The sequence below is a fragment of the Pseudoruegeria sp. HB172150 genome (genome assembly GCF_013184805.1).
In the GTDB taxonomy this organism is placed as follows: Bacteria; Pseudomonadota; Alphaproteobacteria; order Rhodobacterales; family Rhodobacteraceae; genus Psychromarinibacter.
The window spans coordinates 1136959-1155137 of sequence record NZ_JAATNG010000001.1 but is presented as its reverse complement, the minus strand read 5'-3'; the positions used below and the strand labels follow the sequence as shown (position 1 = coordinate 1155137).

The following is an 18179-nucleotide window of genomic DNA, read 5'->3' as shown; positions in this document are numbered from 1 at the left end:
TTTTGTCAGCGGCCTACCGCGTAGGCCTGCATCAGGCGAGCGGTGGCGCCGGCGTATAGCTGGCCGTTGGGGCGCCTCAATGCCGCGGTCAGCCGTCCAACAGCCCAGGGTTCCGCCGCAGTAACCACGTGACCGCGGGCGCGCAACTCGGCCAAGGTCTCACCCGGGAACCGGGACTCTGCTATCAACTGGCCGGTCTGAACCCCGCGTGGGTAAAAGCTCGACTGCAAGTGCCCGGTATGAAACAGCGGCGCATCGATCGCCTCCTGAAGGTTCATTCCATGATGCAGGTGCCGCAGGAAAAAGCTCAGTTGCCACTGCTCCTGCTGGTCGCCTCCCGGCGTGCCGAATGCCATCCAGCTGCCATCCGGCCCTAGCGCCATTGACGGTGTCAGTGTCGTCCGCGGCCGCCGCCCCGGCGCCAGCGAATTCGGTAGCCCCTCGTCGAGCCAGAACATCTGCCCTCGCGTTCCCAAAGGCACACCGAGCCCAGGGATGACCGGGTTCGACTGCAGCCACCCGCCCGACGGCGTGGTCGATACGACGTTGCCCCACCGGTCGATAACGTCGATATGTACCGTGTCGCCCCGCCGGTCGCTCAGATGCGCCATCGTGGGTTCGCCCGCGCCGACAGCGGCCCCGGCATCGCTGTCGCGCGCAAGCCGATCGAGGTAAGCCGCCGCCAGCCCCTCCTGCCCCGGCACGGCGCCCGGCCGGTGATGCGCCGCCGCTTGCCCACCAATCAGCGCACGCCGTTCCACGCCGTATTGCACGCTCAGCAGACGATCCAGCGGAACGTCAGCCTTCGCCGGATCCCCGTAATAGGCTTCGCGGTCGTCAAACCCGAGCTTCAGCGTCTCGGTTACCAGATGCACGAAATCTGGCCCGACAGGGTCGAGCGCACCGACATCGTCATCCGCCAACGTATTCAGGCATTGCAGCAGCATCGGCCCCTGAGACCACGGCCCCGCCTTCCATATGGTCCAGCCGTGGTATCCGGTGGACACCGGCGTCTCGACCTCGGCCCGCCAGCCTGCGATGTCCTGCCCGGTCAGCACGCCCTTGCGCCGCTCTCCCGCGGCATCCATCACGCAGGCATCGCGCAGGTACGCGTCGATGGCCTCCGCCACGAACCCCTCATAGAATGCCCGCTGCGCTGCCTCGATCTGTGCCTCACGTCCTTCCACGGCCTCGGCTTCCCGCAACAGCCGCTTCCAGAAATCGGCCAGGGCGGGATTGCGGAACAGCTCCCCCGCCTTCGGCGCGGCACCCCCCGGCAGCCAGGTCTCGGCAGAGGTCGGCCACTCCGCGCGAAAGAAATCGGCCAGCCCGCTGATCGCGGCTGCTGCGCTTCCCAGCATCGGGTGCCCGGCCTCAGCGTAATGGATCGCCGGCTCCAGCACTTCACGCAGCGACAGCCGACCGTGATCCCTCAGCAGGGCCATCCACGCCCCGAACGCCCCCGGCACGGTCGCCGCAAGCAAACCCGACCCAGGGATCAGCTCTAGCCCCTCCGCTCGGTAATGCGCGATTGTCGCGGCGGCCGGTGCCACGCCCTGCCCGCAAATCACCACCGGCGCTTCGGAATCCGTACCGCGGACAAGCAGCGTCATGTCTCCCAGCGGACCATTCAGATGAGGTTCTACCACGTTCAGCGCGAACCCTGTCGCCGCTGCCGCATCGGCGGCAGTTCCGCCAGCCTCCAGGATCTTCATCCCGACCGCCGAACCGATCCAATGGGTCGAGGCCACCATGCCGAAGGTGCCGGAGAGTTCAGGTCGGGTGGTAAAACGCATCTTGGCCTCCGGTGATCGACGTCAGCCGGCCACCGGGCCAACCAACCCAGCCGAACCTATGTAATACCGTTTCCTAGGGCTGAACGAAGACGGCTACGGCTTCCTTATCTCTGCCAGCAGCAGGTCCGCAACCGCCGCCGCTCCGGCAGCCCGCGGATCTTCCGGCGGCTCGGCACTTGTGTCCGCCAGCCGCCGCTGCCAATCGACACAGGCGCGCGTCATGCCGTCGGGCAATCCGAGATCGGTCAGCGTCTTTGCCACCTCTTCCATCTCTGCCGCCCGGCGCGCGCCATGCACCATCGCGCGCTCCAGATTGTATCCCATCTGCGCGTCCCAATCGACGCCGGGATAATTGTTCGACAGCGACGGTACGACCTCGGCCGTGACGCCTGCTGCAACCGCAGCCAGCGCGCATTCCGCCGACAGTGCCTCGATCCCCTTGATCATCACCGAACGGATCATCTTGATAGACGACGCGCGGCCTACTTCGCCCTCGACCACGCGTAGTGACATCGGCAGCGCTTCCAGCAGCGGCGCAACTTCACCCGCGTGCGGACCCCCGATCAGCAATGGGACCATGTTCAGCTTCGGATGCACGGGAGACATGACCGCGACATCGACATACCGCACCTGCCCGGCCTCAATCACTCCGGCGGCCTCGCGCTTCGAGGACGGCGCGCAGGAATTCAGGTCCAGCCAGTAGGCTCCCTGCGACATGTGCGGCGCAGCGACCCGCGCAGCGATGACCGCCTGATCAGCTGTGACGGTGCAGAAAACCAGATCCGCACCGGCCACAGCCTCTGCCGAACTGGCGCAGCCCTGCACGCCCAACGCCGCATACCGCGCACGCATCGCGTCCGCCTGCGCCGCGTCCTCGGTCTTGATGTCATAAGCCCGGATCGTCCCGTGCGCCTCGCCCCATCCGGTCACCAGGGCCGACCCGGCCTCGCCAAACCCGATGATCGCGATCTGCATGGTCCTACTCCTTGCCAGGTACCGGTGGTGTCCCGTGGGTATGGAAGGTCTCGATTGTCTTCAAGCCCCAGGCCTGACCCTTCTTGCGGTCGCTCTCGGTCCAGGCCACGGGCTCCCAGCTCGGATCAAGGATCAGCCGCGCGCCTGCATTGGCCAGCTCGATCCGGTTCCCCGCGGGTTCCCAGACATACAGGAAGAACGACCCCTGAATCGCATGCTTGTGCGGCCCGGTCTCGATATGTACGCCGTTCTCAAGCATGATGTCCGCCGCCCGCAGAATGTCTTCGCGCTGATCCGTGGCGTAGGTGACGTGATGCAACCGCCCGGTCCCGCCGCCCCGCTCCTCGGAACAAACGAGGTCGTAGGTCTTGTTGTTGCAGGTGAACCAGACCCCGCCGAGCCGCCCGTTGTCGAGCTGGATGTACTCGGTCAGCTGGTGATCCAGACAGGTTCCGACGAATTCCGCGAATTCTTTCGCATTCTCGCCCAGCAGGTTCACATGGTCGATCCGCCGCGGGCAGGCACCCTGCGCATGGAACCGGCTCGACAGGTTCTTTAACGCCGACGCATCCTCCGGCGGCGCGATATATTTGTTGGTATCCCAGTAGAGTTCGAAGATATGACCGAACGGGTCCTCGAACCGGTAGGCCCGACCATGGCCCAGATCGCCGTCGACCCAGCCGATGCTCTTGTACGGACTTGCCTCGATGGCCTCCACCCGCCGCATCAGCGCTTCCTCGGAAGAGGTGCGATACGCGATATGCCCCACACCGGTGGTGTTAGCGGCCGTCAGCTTCATCGAATGAACTTCGTAATCATCCCAGGCCCGCAGATAGGCGCTATCACCCTCCTGCGCGCTCAGCTTCAGCCCATAGACCCGCGTGAAGAAATCGAGGCTCTCGTCGAACTTGTCCGTAAAGACCTCGACATGTCCCAGATGCGCGATGTCGTTCATGCCTTCCTCCCCGAGCAGATGTCGTCGCAGAGGCAATCTGGCACAGACGGCGGCAACTCCACCAGCAGAAATGAATACAAAAACCGCGAGTTTTTGCCGCAAGACGGGTCATTTCATTGAATTTGTATACACTACCGAAGAAAACAGGTTGTGAACCGACCCAATGCAGCGGTCTTCGCCTATCGCAACGACTGCAGCAACGCAGCCGTTGCCACTCCCGTCACCGGCAAACCGCGGCTCCGCTCATAGGCCTCGATTGCTGCTTCGGTATCCGGTCCGACAACCCCGTCCGTGCCATCCGTATCGAACCCTGCTGCTGTCAGCCGCCGCTGCAACTCCTTGCGGTCTTCCAGCGTCAGACCCTGCGCATCCGGCGGAAAACTGCTCCGGATCGGCCCGCCGCCCTTCAGCCGGTCAGACAGGTGCCCGACCGCGATCATGTAGTTCTCGGCATTGTTGTACCGGCCAATGACCCCGAAATTGTGGAACACCAGGAATGCCGGGCCGCCCGATCCTGACGGCAACAGTATCGCCGCCGACCCATAATCCGGCAGCGCCCCGCCGCCCGCCGTCGTCACGCCCTGGGCGGACCATTGCGATACGGCACGGTTTCGGCCCCGCCCTGCTTGCCCGGCATTGAATCCTGACGGCACACGCGCCTCCAGCCCCCATGGCTGCCCCGCCCGCCACCCGGCCTTCGCCAGGTAATTGGCAGTGGAAGCCAGTGCATCGCTCGGGTCGTCAGCCCATATGTCGCGCCTTCCGTCGCCGGTGAAATCAACTGCGTAGGCAATGTAGGAGGTCGGGATGAACTGCGTATGGCCCATCGCTCCGGCCCAGCTGCCGGTCATCCGCGCCGGAGTGGTGTCCCCTGCCTGCAGGATCCTCAGCGCGGCTATCAACTGCTGCTCGAAGAACGATCCCCGCCTCCCGTCATAGGCTAGCGTCGACATCGCCGAGATCACCGGGACGGTACCGCGCCGCGCGCCGTACCGGCTCTCGATCCCCCAGACCGCGGCCACCACGTGCCGGTCCACACCGTAGCGACCCTCGATCGCGGCCAGCGTGTCGCCATAGCGGCGCAGCATCGCCCGGCCCGTCGAAACACGCTCCTCGTCCGCCGTCAGCGCAAGGTAATCCTGCAGCGGCCGCTTGAATTCGGTCTGGTTCCGATCCCGTTCGATCACATCAGGCAGGTAGCCGACATTGCGAAACGCCGCGTCGAACGTGCCCGCGGAGATACCAGCGCCCAACGCCCGACCGCGAAACCCGGCAACCCAGGTGTCGAACCCGGCATTCGCCACCGGCTGATAGCTCGAGGCAGACACGTCGGGCGCCGCAGGTCCCAGCCTGCCGCCACCGGAACATCCGGCCAGAATCGCCGCCGACATCCCGAGCAGGGCTGCGCGCCGTGTGTGAATCATCCCCGTGGGGCCGGAGTGAGGGGGCTTATGCGCCATCCGATTATCCTCGCTCGAAATCTGCTCACCCCCACCCTATCGCGGAAGGCCGGCACACGTCGAGCGGCTCCGGCGAGACCGGCAATCCACCGCCCCTTTGCGGATCTCAGTAGGTCGCCCGCCCTCCTGACAGATCGAAAACGGCGCCTGTGGTGAACCCATTCTCGCGGGATGCCATCCAGACGATCATCTCCGCTGCTTCCTCGACTTCAAGGAACCGCCCGCGCGGGATCTTCGACAGCATATAGTCGATGAATTCCTGCTTCATCTGGTCGAAAATCCGCGTCCGCGCCGCCGCCGGCGTCACACAGTTGACTGAAATATCCTCGCCCGCCAGTTCCTTGCCCAGCGATTTGGTGAACCCAATCACCCCCGCCTTCGACGCCGAATAGGCAGACGCGTTGGGGTTCCCTTCCTTCCCGGCGATGGAAGCGATATTCACGATCCGCCCATATGCCTGCTGCCGCATCGCGGGCACCACCGCCTTGTTGGTGTGAAAGGTCCCCAGCAGGTTGATGGCGCAGATCCGGTGGAATTCCTCGACCGGATAGTCCTCGACGCTCGCATTCAGCCCAGCAATCCCGGCCGAATTCACCAGAACGTCAATCCGACCCGCTTCCTCCAGCGTTGCGCTGGCCGCCGCCTCGACGCTCACCCAGTCCGCGACATCGACCGCAAAGGCCAGCGTTTCACCGCCGATCTCCGCCGCCGCTGTTTCGGCAAGAGCGATATCCATGTCCCACAGAACGACCCGCGCGCCGCAACTGTACAGCCGCTCCGCAACCGCCCGCCCGATACCCTGCGCGCCGCCGGTGACAACGGCAACCTGTCCGGAAAAATCCATTCCGCTCCTCCCTCTGACCCGCGTCACAGTTCCGCGAAGTCAGGGAAGCGTCAAGCGGCCTCCACTCTCCGGGCACCGCCAGGGGTCGAGACCACCCAGACCTCGTCGTACGGGTAGCTGTCCTCCGGCCCGGCCGCGAGCTTGCGGATCACCTCCACCTGGAATTCGATCCAGCCCATCGCGTAGGGTTCCGCCCCGTTCCCCTTCAGCTCCGCATCCAGATCCCGCAGACGCCAGAATGGCACCGAGGGAAACGCATGATGCGCTGTGTGATAAGGCATCTGCCAGCACAGCCAGCGCATCGCCGCATTGGTCCGCGTCGATCTTGTATTGCGGAAGATGTCGTCCTCGTGACTCAGCCCCAGATGCTCGATTGTGTTCTGCAACTGGTGCACCGGCTTCATCACCAGCATCGGCGCAAGCCACAGGATCACCGCCGCCCAATTTTGCGCGGCCACCGATACCACCAAAACCGCCGCATACCCCGCCATGTGCCAGCGCGCCTCGCGGATCACCAACGCATGCTGCTCCGGCCGCACATAAGGCTCCAGCACGATCCCGCGCGAAAACCGCAGCAAACGTGCCACGCGACTGTGCCAATAGGTAATCCCCGACATCCACAGCAGGTAGGACCCGAGCGTATAGGGCTCCCGCACCAGCTCACCGTCCTTTTCCCAGTTCTGCGTCCACTGGTGATGCGCCGAATGCTGGATCCAGTCGAAATCCCGCGGATAGAGCAGCAGGAACCCGAACAGCCGCCCGAAGACCATGTTCGGCCACTTGGTCCGGAACACCGTCCCATGACTCAACTCGTGCTGCCCCGCATAAAGGAAGTTCAGCAGCACCCCGTGCACCATGAACACAGGCACCGCCCACAAGGTACCCCACAGCACCCACAAGGCTGAACCGCTGACGCCCAGCGCCAGCAGGTGCGAGCCCAGTTGCACCGCGCCTCGCACATCCGAGCGCTGCATCAGGGATCTCAGCCGAGCCGGCGCGATCAGGTTGCGCCGCGAAAACCGCATCTGCATTTCCGGCCTCCTTCAGTCCCACGCTCACCTATTTCCATCGCAGAACCAAGTGCTTCGCATGGCACCTGTCCCATTTGCGTCGCCCGGCGTCTCTTTTGGACTATCGCTGCCCGTTCCCCGTGCGAAAGGTGCAGACATGAAGCAAAGGTTCGCGACTCACGCGTCATGAAGTACTCCGCCGCGCAAATCCTCTGGCAAGGGCTGACCGGTAACAAGGGCTGGAAACCGGCCTGGCGCGACCCTGCGCCGAAACCATCCTACAGGGTCGTCATCATCGGCGGCGGCGGGCACGGCCTGTCCACCGCCTACTACCTGTCGAACGAATTCGGCATTACCGACGTCGCGGTGCTCGAAAAGGGCTGGCTCGGCTCCGGCAATATCGGTCGGAATACTACGATCATCCGCTCGAACTACCTGCTCGAGGGCAACCAGCCCTTCTACGAGTTGTCGATGAAGCTCTGGGAAGGGCTCGAGCAGTCCTTTAACTACAACGCCATGGTCAGCCAGCGCGGTGTGCTGAACCTCTGCCACTCCGATGGTCAGCGCGACGCCTACGCCCGGCGCGGAAACGCGATGATCCTGTCAGGCGCCGATGCCGAACTCCTCGACGCCGCCGGAGTCCGCGCCCTCTGCCCGTTCCTCGAATTCGAAAACGCCCGTTTCCCGATCAAGGGCGGGCTGCTGCAGCGCCGCGGAGGCACTGCCAGACACGACGCCGTCGCCTGGGGCTATGCCCGCGGCGCCGACCGGCGTGGTGTCGACATCATCCAGAACTGCGAGGTCACCGGCTTCGATATCGAGAATGGCACCGTCAAAGGCGTCCAGACCTCCCGCGGCGCGATAAAGGCCGACATCGTCGTCTGCTGCGCCGCCGGCTCTTCCTCCCGAGTCCTGTCGCTCGCCGGGCTGCGACTGCCGATCGAAAGCCACGTCCTGCAGGCTTTCGTCTCCGAAGGGCTGAAACCCACCATCCCCGGCGTCATCACCTTCGGCGCCGGCCATTTCTACATTTCGCAATCCGACAAGGGCGGGCTGGTCTTTGGCGGCGATATCGACGGCTACAACAGCTATGCCCAGCGCGGCAACCTGCCGGTGGTCGAGGATGTCTGCGAAGGCGCGATGGCCGTCATGCCCATGATCGGCCGCGCCCGTGTTTTGCGGAACTGGGGTGGCGTGATGGACATGTCGATGGACGGCTCACCTTTCATCGACCGCACGCCGGTCGATAACCTGATCTTCAACGGCGGCTGGTGTTATGGCGGTTTCAAGGCCACCCCGGCCTCGGGCTTCTGCACCGCGCATCTCGTGGCCACCGGCAACCCGCACCCGACCGCCACCGCCTACCGTCTCGACCGCTTCCGCCGGGGGGCACCTATCGACGAAAAGGGCGCCGGCGCCCAGCCGAACCTGCACTGACATGATCCAGACGTTCAGCCTTTCGCCACCCGCACTCGTTGCTTTGCAGAATGAAGCGACGGACACCGCGTATTTCCGAGGTCGCGCATGATCATCAATCACCCGCTCCTCGGCCCGCGCGATGCCTCCGAGTTCACCTATCTCGGCGATGCCAGCCTGATCGACCGCCCTGACGGCGGCGACATCGACGCCTTCCACGCCTACCTGCACCTGCGCGACAACCCCGCCGGCGAGCACCGCGAACTCTGGTACCACGAATACGGTGACCGCTCCTGGCTGGTAGTCACCCGCAACACCCTGACGCATGAGATCACCCAGGTCGAACTCGCCCGTGACGTAGCCCGCGCGAAAGGCCGGTCCCGATGACCCAGCCGTTTCGCCTCGGCACCGGCGGCCTCATAGACCGCGACCGCCCCCTCATCTTCCGTTTCAACGGCAGGACCTTCCAGGGCCATCCCGGCGACACGCTCGCCTCGGCCCTGCTCGCGAACGACCAGCGTCTTGTCGGTCGCAGCTTCAAATACCACCGTCCCCGCGGCATCTTCTCAGCAGGCAGCGAAGAGCCAAACGCCCTCGTCACCCTGCGCCGCGGCGCCCATGCAAACCCGAACACCCGCGCCACGATGGCGGAACTGTTCGACGGGCTGGAGGCCACCAGCCAAAACCACCGCGGCCCGCTCGAATGGGACCTCCTGTCAGTCAATAACATCCTGTCCCCGTTCCTCTCCGCCGGTTTCTACTACAAGACCTTCATGTGGCCCCGCGCCTTCTGGGAAAAGCTCTACGAGCCCGCCATCCGCGCCGCCGCCGGCCTTGGCAGGCTCTCCGGAGAGCCGGACCCCGACAGCTACGACCACGGGTTTCTGCACTGCGACCTGCTGATCGTCGGCGCCGGCCCCGCTGGCCTGTCCGCCGCGCTCACCGCCGCCGGAACCGGGGCCAAAGTCATCCTCGCCGACGAGGATTTCACGCCCGGCGGCCGCCTAGCTGCCGAGACGCATGAGATCGACGGTCAGCTCGGTTCTCAATGGGCCGCCGCCACCTGGGCCGCCCTCGCCGAGAACCCCAACATCCGCCTCCTGCCCCGCACCACCGTTTTCGGCACCTACGATCACGGCATCATGGGCGCACTGGAACGGAACACCGATCACCTCGCCGAAGCCCACGGCAAACCCCGCCAGACCCTCTGGCGCCTCTACGCCAAACGCACCCTCCTTTGCACCGGCGCCACCGAGCGCTCCATCGCCTTCGCCGACAACGATCGCCCCGGCATCATGCTTGCGGGCGCGGTGCGCGCTTATGCCAACCGCTACGCCACGGCTCCTGGCAGACGGGTAACGGTCCTGACAAACAATGACGACGGCCTCCGCACCGCCGTCGACCTCAAGGCCCACGGCATCGAGATCGCCGTCATCCTCGACACCCGCGAAGGCAAGGCCATCGCAGCCACCCACGGCCGCAAGGCGCTCTCCGCAATCACTCTGACCGACGGCACGAAGATCGAGACCGACTGCCTCGCCGTCTCCGGAGGCTGGAACCCGAACGTCCACCTGTCTTGCCACCACCGCAACCTGCCGGTCTGGAACGAGACGCTGGCCGCCTTCGCCCCCGGCCCTTCGCTGCCGCCCGGCATGTATTGCGCAGGTTCTGTCACAGGCGCCTTCTCAACCGCACGGGCCCTTGCCGAAGGTGCGTCGAAAGCCACGGAAATCCTTATCGACCTCGGCTACGCACCCGCCAACACAACGCCCCCGAAGGCCAGCGACGAACCCTCCGACATCACTCCCCTCTGGCACATGCCCAGCCGCAAGCGTGCGTGGGTCGACCTGCAGAACGACGTCACCACCAAGGATGTGAAGCTCTCCCATCAGGAAGGTTACCGCTCCGTCGAGCACCTGAAGCGCTACACAACCCTCGGCATGGCCACCGACCAGGGCCGAACCTCCAACGTCCTCGGCCTCGCCATCCTCGCCGAAGCCGCTGGAAAGACTATCCCGGAAACCGGCACCACAGTCTTCCGCCCACCCTACACGCCCGTCCCCATTGGCGCTTTCGCCGGACACGCTCGCGGCGAGCAATTCCGCCCGACCCGCCTGCCGCCGTCCCACGACTGGGCCGCCGTCAATGGCGCCAGCTTCACCACCGCCGGGCAGTGGCTCCGCGCCGAATGGTACGCTCGCCCTGGCGAGAATGGCTGGCGCGACAGCGTCGACCGCGAGGTCACAACGGTTCGCAAAAAGGTCGGCTTCTGCGACGTCTCGACACTCGGCAAGATTGACATCCAGGGCCGCGACGCGACCGAGTTTATCAATCGCGTTTACGCCAACCCCTTCGCCAAGCTTGCCGTTGGCAAAGTCCGCTACGGCCTGATGCTGCGCGAGGATGGCTTTGCCTATGACGACGGCACCACGGCGCGCTTTGCCGAAACCCACTACGTGATGACGACCACGACCGCCAACGCCGGCCTCGTCTTCCGTAACCTCGAATTCTACCGCCAGTGCCTCTGGCCCAATCTAGACGTTCACCTCGCCTCGGTCACCGACGCATGGGCGCAGTTCTCCGTCGCGGGCCCCAACGCACGAGACCTCCTCTCCCGCCTCGTCGACCTCGACCTGTCAAACGACGCCTTCCCCTTCATGGCCTGCGCCGAGACCACCTGCTGTGGCGTCCCAGCCCGCCTGTTCCGCATCTCCTTCTCCGGCGAATTGGCCTACGAGATCGCCGTTCCCGCCCGCTACGGTGCCTCCCTCGCAGAAACACTCGTAACGGCCGGCAAGGATCTCGGCATCGCCCCCTACGGCACCGAAGCGCTCTCGGTTCTTCGCATCGAAAAGGGCCACCCGGTCGGCAACGAACTCAACGGCCAGACCACCGCCGCCCAGCTCGGCCTTGCCCGCATGGTCTCGCAGGAAAAAGACGCCATAGGCACCACGCTGTCCCAGCGTGAGGAAATGATCCGCGACGACGACTTCCGCCTTGTCGGCTTCCGCCCCGTGGACCGCGGCACCCTGCTCAACGCTGGTGCGCATTTCCTCAACACTGGTGCCCCCGCCGACATGGCCCACGACCTCGGCTGGATGACCTCGGTGGCCTGGTCACCGACCTTTGGCTGCTCCATCGGCCTCGGCTTCCTGAAGAACGGCACCAACCGCATCGGCGACACGGTCCGCGCCTATGATCCCGTCCGCGCCAAGGACACGCCGGTCGAAGTCGTCTCGCCGCATTTCTACGATCCGGAAGGAGCGCGCCAGCGTGGCTGAGTACACCCTCACCCCGACGACACCTCTGGCCGGTCTCGATCTTCAGCAAGGCGAGACCCGCCTGCGCGAGATCACCGATCTCGCCCTGCTGTCCCTCGCGATTCCACAGAACGGCGAGGCGAAGGCGGTCGAAACGCTGAAATCCGCATGGAACCTCGAAACACCCAATTCGGGACGCTTCACCCAATCAGGTATACATAAGTTGATCCGCATCGCCCCCGATCAGCTGCTGCTCGCCACGCCGGACACCGCGCCCGACGCCGCCCGCAATCTCGCAGTCACCGCCCGCGACGCCTTATACTCCACCGAGCAAACCGGCGCCTGGACCGTTATGGAATTGACCGGAACGGGCAGCATTTCCACGCTCGAACGCCTCTGCATGCTCGACCTCGCAGAACCCGCGATGCCGGTGGGCGCCGCGAACCGCACCCTCATATCACACCAAGGCGTGATGCTCCTGAGGCTAGAATTGTATACATTTTGGTTGATGTCGGCGTCCAGCTCTGCCAAGAGCTTGGCACATTCGGTGGAAACCGCTATCGGGTCCGTCGCCTGAAACGGACCGAACCGGGAGGACAGGATGAGCGCCAAGATCATCGATGGCAAGGCCTTCGCCGCGACCGTACGAGAGAAGGTCGCCAAGCACGTCGCACAGCTGAAAACGCAGCACGGCATCACCCCCGGCCTCGCCGTGGTGCTGGTCGGCGAAGACCCCGCCAGCCAGGTCTATGTCCGCAACAAGGGCAAGCAGACCGCCGAAGCCGGCATGAATTCCTACGAGCACAAGCTCGACGTCACGACCTCGCAAGAGGAGCTGCTGGCGCTGATCGACAAGCTGAACAACGACGCCGACGTCCACGGCATCCTTGTCCAGTTGCCGCTCCCCGATCAGATCGACAGCGACACGGTGATCAACGCCATTGATCCGGCAAAGGATGTCGACGGGTTCCACATCTCGAACGTGGGCCTGCTCGGTACCGGCCAGAAATCCATGGTACCCTGCACCCCGCTCGGCTGCCTGATGATGCTGCGCGACCAGCTCGGTTCGCTCTCCGGCCTCGATGCCGTCGTCGTCGGCCGCTCGAACATCGTCGGCAAGCCGATGGCGCAGCTTCTGCTCGGCGACAGCTGCACCGTCACGATAGCCCATTCCCGGACCAAGGACCTGCCCGCCGTTGTTGGCCGTGCCGATATCGTCGTCGCAGCCGTTGGTCGCCCGCGGATGGTGAAGGGCGACTGGATCAAGCCTGGCGCGACCGTGATCGACGTCGGCATCAACCGCATCGACGCACCGGAGCGCGGCGAAGGCAAGACACGTCTCGTCGGCGACGTGGACTATGACAGCGCCGTGGAAGTCGCGGGCGCCATCACTCCGGTTCCCGGAGGTGTCGGCCCGATGACCATCGCTTGTCTGCTGGCCAACACCGTGACCGCCTGTTGCCGCGCGAATGGGATCGCAGAGCCGGAGGGGCTCACCGCCTGACACTCCGCAAATTGTCGCTTCAAAACGTCTTCAGCGAGGGCCCTTAAGACCCTTGCCAATCCCCGACAGTCAGGACCGCTCAAACCCGCGATTGATCTCCCAGTCGGTCACGCGCCGGTCGTATTCTGAAACTTCCCACTCTGCCGCATGGACGTAGTGATCGACTACATCATCCCCCATCGCCGCGCGTAGCATCTTCGACTTCTTCAACAGCGCCGCCGCATCCCGCAGCGTTCCCGGGATCTGCCGCGCCCGCCGCGCGGCGTAGGCGTCGCCGGTGAACTCGTCCTCCAGTTCCAGCCCTTCCTCGATCCCCGCCATCCCCGCGGCCAGCTGCGCCGCGAAGGCGAGATACGGGTTCAGGTCCGCCCCGCCGATCCGGTTCTCGATCCGGATCCCCTTGGTCCCCTCGCCCACCAGACGGAACCCGGCAGTCCGGTTGTCGCGCGACCAGACTGCCTTGGTCGGCGCGAATGTCCCGGCGACGTAGCGCTTGTAAGAGTTGATGTTGGGCGCCAGGAACAGCGTGATATCCGGCGCATACGTCAACAGCCCGGCGATGTAGCTCTTGAACGTCGCCGACATTCCGTGCGGATCGTCCTTGTCGAGGAATAACGGCGTCTTGCCGTCCGCCGACCACAGCGACTGGTGCACGTGGCAGGATGATCCCGCCGGCGCATCGTTGTACTTCGCCATGAAGGTCACCGCATGCCCCGCCTGCAGCGCGATCTCCTTGGTCGCGTGCTTGATTACGGTGTGATTGTCCGCCGCCTCCAGAGCGCCTGCATATTTGACGTTGATCTCTTCCTGTCCCGCCCAGGCCTCGCCCTTTGAGCATTCCACCGGAATCCCCGCGCCATAGAGCCCGTTGCGCAACGCGCGCATCACGACCTCATCCCGAGCGGTAGTGAGGATGTGGTAATCCTCGTTGTAAGGGCTCAGCGGCTCCATGCCGCGATAGCCGGCATCATGCGCTTCCTCAAAGCTCTGGCGGAACAGATAGAATTCCAGCTCAGACGCCATCACCGCCGACATGCCCTTTTCCGCCAGCCGGGCGAGCTGCCGCTTCATGACCGCGCGCGGCGAGATAGCGATATCGGCATTGCCGTGGTGATCCATCACGTCGCACAGAACCAGCGCGCAACCTTCCTGCCACGGCAGCCGCCGCAACGTGGAAAGGTCCGGCTTCATCATATAGTCGCCATAACCCTGCGCCCAGGACGCGGACTTGAAACCCGGGACAGGCTCCATCTCCATGTCCACTGTCAGAAGGTAGTTGCAGGAATGGGTTTCCTCATGCGCGCTTTCAAGGAAGTGCCGAACGTGGAACCGCTTGCCCATCAGCCGCCCCTGCATGTCCACCTGCGCCGCAATGACGGTGTCGATCTCGCCGGAATCGGCCGCCTCTTTCAGGGCGTCGAGTGTCAGGGGTGCGGTGGTCATTCGGTCTCTCCAGTCGGTTAGGTCCGGCAATTGCTGACGGTTTTTCACCGCCTTGTCGAGACTCGCGCAGGGGCAGCAGCCAGTTTCGCGCTGCCGGTCAACAGAAAGGCGAAAGGAAAGACCGTTTGCCCGCGCGCCGTTCAGTCCGCGCGCGGCGCGTTGTACTCCTCGTCGGTCACATGCTCTTCCCAGTCGATGTGCTTGCCGTCGAGCGCCTCGTGAATTGCAAGGTGGCACATCGCGATCTCCGGCGACGCACCGTGCCAGTGCCGCTCTCCGGGCGGGATCCAGACGGTGTCGCCCGGCCGGATCACCTGCACCGGCTCACCCTCCTTCTGCACCAGTCCGTAGCCCGAAAGCACATGCAGCGTCTGGCCCAGCGGATGCGTATGCCAGGCGGTGCGCCCGCCGGGCTCGAAAGTCACGATCACTGCGCGGGCGCGGGCCGGTTCCGGGCAGGTAACGATCGGATCCTGCCGGACCGTACCGGAAAAATACGCGGGGTCGCCATAGACTGACGGGCGTTCACCGTTTCGGACAATATCCATGGAAATCTCCTCTCTGTTGCGCGGATGAGAACACGTCCCGGCGTCGCTGCCAAGTGCCGCCACACGCCCAAGATGTGAGACATGATCTTGTACACGGAGGGCGCTAGACGGATCGCGCGGCAGTTGCAATTCACCCACCGTAAAGCATTGACCTGACGTCAAATTGGCCGACTAAAAGCGCCGATCCCATTGCCGACTGGCAGCCACTAATATAAGTATTTGATCCGTTACATGCGTGGGGGCATGGATGTTTACTAAAGAACTTTTGGCTTGCGCCGCGACGGCGCTGCTTGCGCTTGGAGTCGTTCCTGCGAACGCCTCCGCCGTTAGCTATGGTGGCAGGGATCCATTCCCTGGCACGCTCTTCGGATCCGCACATATGGTCCGGTGCGACGTCGAATCGCAAAGCGCGACGACGTCCTCACCGATCGCGTGCAGCGATTGGGACGACAGAACGTCGGCCGGGCACTACGTGTCTCCGTTCACCTTGCATTCGGGACCGGCCGGACGCGCGCTGCGAGCGTATGGTCCGACCGCCACGGAGGGTCCCGTTCTAGCCTCCAACCCTCCATGGCATGACGTAGACGGCCACGGACGGCACCGCAACGGCCCTGGCGTACAGTTCTTCGCGGGCGGCTTTGCTGGCGGGTCCGGCGGAAGCAACGTGGACAGCGCTGGCCCGGCGACCGGCACCTCCGGTGGCTCCAAGACGGTCGCAGGTTCCGGCGGTTCCAAGACTCCGGGCTTCATTCGGCCCCATCCGGACGAGGCCGGTTCGCCCAGCGACAATGACACCGAAGTCAGCGCGGTTCCGCTGCCGGCCACTGGGCTGCTGTTGCTGGCCGGTCTCGGCGGCCTCGCGGTTTTCCGACGCAAAATCCGGGCCTGAGTTCAGCTCTCGCTACTAGGCGGCGGGAACAGGATAAGCCGGTGCGCAAACAGCGCCCGGCCCCGGTAAGCAACCTGCGGTATCCCTAAAGCCGGACTACGATATTTCGTTGGAACCAATACCTGTTCGACAAGATCAGGGCTTGTGTCACACACCTTCAGGTTTATGCTGCCAGTACATTTTCTGGTCGGCTTGGAGCGTACCATGATGAGGCTTTTGATTTCCGCGGCGGCATACCTGATCTCCAATGCCGTCGGATTGCTTATTGCGATGCTTATCCTTCCGGGATTCACCATCAGCCCGGTCGCCTTTGTCGTCGCCGTGGCGATTTTCTGTATCGTGCAGACGCTGGCTGGCCCGCTCCTCACCAAGATCTCGCTCAGAAGCATGCCGCAACTCCGCGGCAGTGTCGCGCTTGTGACGATATTCGTAGGCCTCTGGATCACGTCGCTGATCGTCGACGGCATGGTGATCGGCGGGATCGCCAACTGGCTGGCGGCAACATTGCTGGTCTGGCTTGGCAGCCTGATCGCGACGATCCTGCTGCCGATCTACGTCTTCAAACAGCTGCGCGACAACCGCAACAGCGGTCCCGATATCGCGATCTGATCGCGGCCGAAGTTCACCGGCCGATGGAAACAAAAAAGGCGCGGGAACCACCCCGCGCCGTTTTATTTTTCCAGACCAGTAATTTACAGCGTCGAGTAGATAGGAAATTGCCGGCAAAGCTCGGCGACTTCGGCCTGAACCTTGGCCTCGACATCGCTGTTGTCATCCTCGCCATTCGCGGCCAGCCCGTCGATCACTTCGACAATCCAGTCGGCGATCTGCCGGAATTCCGGCTCGCCGAACCCGCGGGTCGTGCCCGCTGGCGTCCCCAGGCGGATACCGCTGGTGACAAAGGGCTTCTCCGGGTCGAACGGCACGCCGTTCTTGTTGGTGGTGATGTGAGCCCGGCCCAGCGCCTTTTCCGCGGCCTTGCCGGTCACGTTCTTCGGCCGCAGGTCGGCCAGCATCAGGTGGTTGTCGGTACCACCCGAAACGATATCGATACCGCCCTTCTGAAGCTGATCCGCCATAGCCCGGGCATTGGCCACCACCTGTGCCGCGTAATCCTTGAACTCCGGCCGCAGCGCCTCGCCGAACGCCACCGCCTTGCCGGCGATCGCATGCATCAGCGGCCCGCCCTGCAGGCCCGGGAAAACGGCGGAGTTGATCTTCTTCGCGATGTCCTCGTCATTCGACAGGATCATCCCCCCACGGGGCCCGCGCAGCGACTTGTGGGTTGTCGTCGTAACCACATGCGCGTGCGGCACCGGCGAGGGATGCACGCCGCCGGCCACCAGGCCGGCGATATGCGCCATGTCGACCATCAGGTACGCGCCGACTTCGTCCGCGATCTCGCGGAAGGCAGCCCAGTCCCAGACCCGGCTATAGGCGGTACCGCCCGCCAGGATCAGTTTCGGCTTATGTTCCAGAGCCTTGGCGCGGATGTCTTCCATGTCCAGCAGATGATCCTGGGCACGCACGCCGTAGGACACCACGTTGAACCACTTGCCCGACATGTTGACGGGCGATCCGTGGGTCAGGTGGCCGCCTGAATTCAGATCCAGCCCCATAAAGGTGTCGCCCGGCTGCAGCAGCGCCAGGAACACCGCCTGGTTCATCTGCGAGCCCGATGACGGCTGCACATTCGCGAAGCCCGCGCCGAAAAGCTCCTTCGCCCGTTCGATCGCCAGCGTCTCGGCGATGTCGACGTACTGGCACCCGCCGTAATAGCGCTTGCCCGGATAACCCTCGGCATACTTGTTCGTCATGATTGACCCCTGCGCCTGCAGAACGGCGAGGGAGACAATGTTTTCCGACGCGATCAGCTCGATCTCTTCGCGCTGGCGTCCAAGTTCCTTCTGGATCGCGCCGAACAGGTCGGGATCGCGGTCGGCAAGGGCTTCGGTGAAGAATCCGGCGTCGCGGTGGGGTGCGTTCATGAGCATATTCCCTTTGGGCTGCTGGCACTCCGCGGCGTCATACCTTAACGATGCCGGGGCTTGAAGCCCTCAAAACGACACCGCTACGACC

Annotated in this window: 16 protein-coding genes; 7 read left to right on the top strand and 9 right to left on the bottom strand. The window is 64.2% G+C overall.

Translation table 11 applies throughout. From position 1 onward, the window contains the following. Positions 1–5: 5 nt before the first annotated feature. The 6 genes from HCO70_RS05595 to HCO70_RS05570 all read right to left on the bottom strand — a co-directional run bounded on the left by HCO70_RS05595 (position 6) and on the right by HCO70_RS05570 (position 7061). Positions 6–1796: a gamma-glutamyltransferase family protein gene (locus tag HCO70_RS05595; protein ID WP_172293855.1), complete on the bottom strand. Its 1791-nt coding sequence runs from the start codon at positions 1794–1796 to the stop codon at positions 6–8. A 93-nt stretch (positions 1797–1889) separates the two neighbouring features. Continuing rightward, positions 1890–2771 carry an NAD(P)-dependent oxidoreductase gene (locus tag HCO70_RS05590; protein ID WP_172293853.1) on the bottom strand — a complete coding sequence of 294 codons (882 nt, stop codon included), beginning with the start codon at positions 2769–2771 and terminating at the stop codon, positions 1890–1892. 4 nt (positions 2772–2775) lie between these two features. Beyond that, entirely contained in the window at positions 2776–3726 is a 951-nt protein-coding gene (locus HCO70_RS05585) for a VOC family protein (RefSeq protein ID WP_172293851.1), read from the bottom strand. Between the two features lie 179 nt (positions 3727–3905). Beyond that, positions 3906–5150 (bottom strand): lytic murein transglycosylase, encoded by a 1245-nt coding sequence (locus tag HCO70_RS05580; RefSeq protein WP_172296164.1) that lies wholly within the window; start codon positions 5148–5150, stop codon positions 3906–3908. Between the two features lie 142 nt (positions 5151–5292). Next, positions 5293–6030: an SDR family NAD(P)-dependent oxidoreductase gene (locus HCO70_RS05575; RefSeq protein ID WP_172293849.1), complete on the bottom strand. Its 738-nt coding sequence runs from the start codon at positions 6028–6030 to the stop codon at positions 5293–5295. Positions 6031–6080: 50 nt separating this feature from the next. After that, positions 6081–7061 carry a fatty acid desaturase gene (locus tag HCO70_RS05570; protein ID WP_172293847.1) on the bottom strand — a complete coding sequence of 327 codons (981 nt, stop codon included), beginning with the start codon at positions 7059–7061 and terminating at the stop codon, positions 6081–6083. 165 nt (positions 7062–7226) lie between these two features. On the opposite strand from HCO70_RS05570, the gene HCO70_RS05565 reads away from it, so the two are divergent. The 5 genes from HCO70_RS05565 (at position 7227) to folD (ending at position 13220) form a co-directional block, all read left to right on the top strand. Next, on the top strand, positions 7227–8477 hold the full coding sequence (locus HCO70_RS05565; RefSeq protein WP_172293845.1) for a sarcosine oxidase subunit beta family protein: 1251 nt from the start codon (positions 7227–7229) through the stop codon (positions 8475–8477). Positions 8478–8564: 87 nt separating this feature from the next. Next, complete coding sequence (locus HCO70_RS05560) at positions 8565–8843, top strand: sarcosine oxidase subunit delta (protein WP_172293843.1); 279 nt, start codon at positions 8565–8567, stop codon at positions 8841–8843. Beyond that, a complete protein-coding gene (locus tag HCO70_RS05555; protein ID WP_172293841.1) occupies positions 8840–11737 on the top strand; it encodes a sarcosine oxidase subunit alpha family protein in 2898 nt (965 codons plus the stop codon). Before HCO70_RS05560 ends, HCO70_RS05555 begins: the two co-directional genes overlap by 4 nt. Then, a complete protein-coding gene (locus tag HCO70_RS05550) occupies positions 11730–12293 on the top strand; it encodes a sarcosine oxidase subunit gamma (protein WP_172293839.1) in 564 nt (187 codons plus the stop codon). Before HCO70_RS05555 ends, HCO70_RS05550 begins: the two co-directional genes overlap by 8 nt. Before the next feature lie 24 nt (positions 12294–12317). Continuing rightward, positions 12318–13220 (top strand): bifunctional methylenetetrahydrofolate dehydrogenase/methenyltetrahydrofolate cyclohydrolase FolD, encoded by a 903-nt coding sequence (folD, locus tag HCO70_RS05545; protein WP_172293837.1) that lies wholly within the window; start codon positions 12318–12320, stop codon positions 13218–13220. A gap of 69 nt (positions 13221–13289) precedes the next feature. Here folD and HCO70_RS05540 read toward each other — a convergent pair whose 3' ends face one another. After that, positions 13290–14663: a glutamine synthetase family protein gene (locus HCO70_RS05540; protein ID WP_172293835.1), complete on the bottom strand. Its 1374-nt coding sequence runs from the start codon at positions 14661–14663 to the stop codon at positions 13290–13292. Positions 14664–14803: 140 nt separating this feature from the next. Next, positions 14804–15211 (bottom strand): cupin domain-containing protein, encoded by a 408-nt coding sequence (locus HCO70_RS05535; RefSeq protein WP_172293833.1) that lies wholly within the window; start codon positions 15209–15211, stop codon positions 14804–14806. A 664-nt stretch (positions 15212–15875) separates the two neighbouring features. Between HCO70_RS05535 and HCO70_RS24765 the strand changes: the two genes are divergently transcribed. Beyond that, positions 15876–16100 carry a VPLPA-CTERM sorting domain-containing protein gene (locus HCO70_RS24765; RefSeq protein ID WP_172296163.1) on the top strand — a complete coding sequence of 75 codons (225 nt, stop codon included), beginning with the start codon at positions 15876–15878 and terminating at the stop codon, positions 16098–16100. Positions 16101–16304: 204 nt separating this feature from the next. After that, positions 16305–16709, top strand: coding sequence for a phage holin family protein (locus tag HCO70_RS05525; RefSeq protein WP_172293831.1), 405 nt, complete (start codon positions 16305–16307; stop codon positions 16707–16709). Between the two features lie 83 nt (positions 16710–16792). On the opposite strand, the gene glyA is transcribed toward HCO70_RS05525, so the two are convergent. Further along, a complete protein-coding gene (glyA, locus tag HCO70_RS05520) occupies positions 16793–18088 on the bottom strand; it encodes a serine hydroxymethyltransferase (protein ID WP_172293829.1) in 1296 nt (431 codons plus the stop codon). Positions 18089–18179 lie beyond the last annotated feature (91 nt).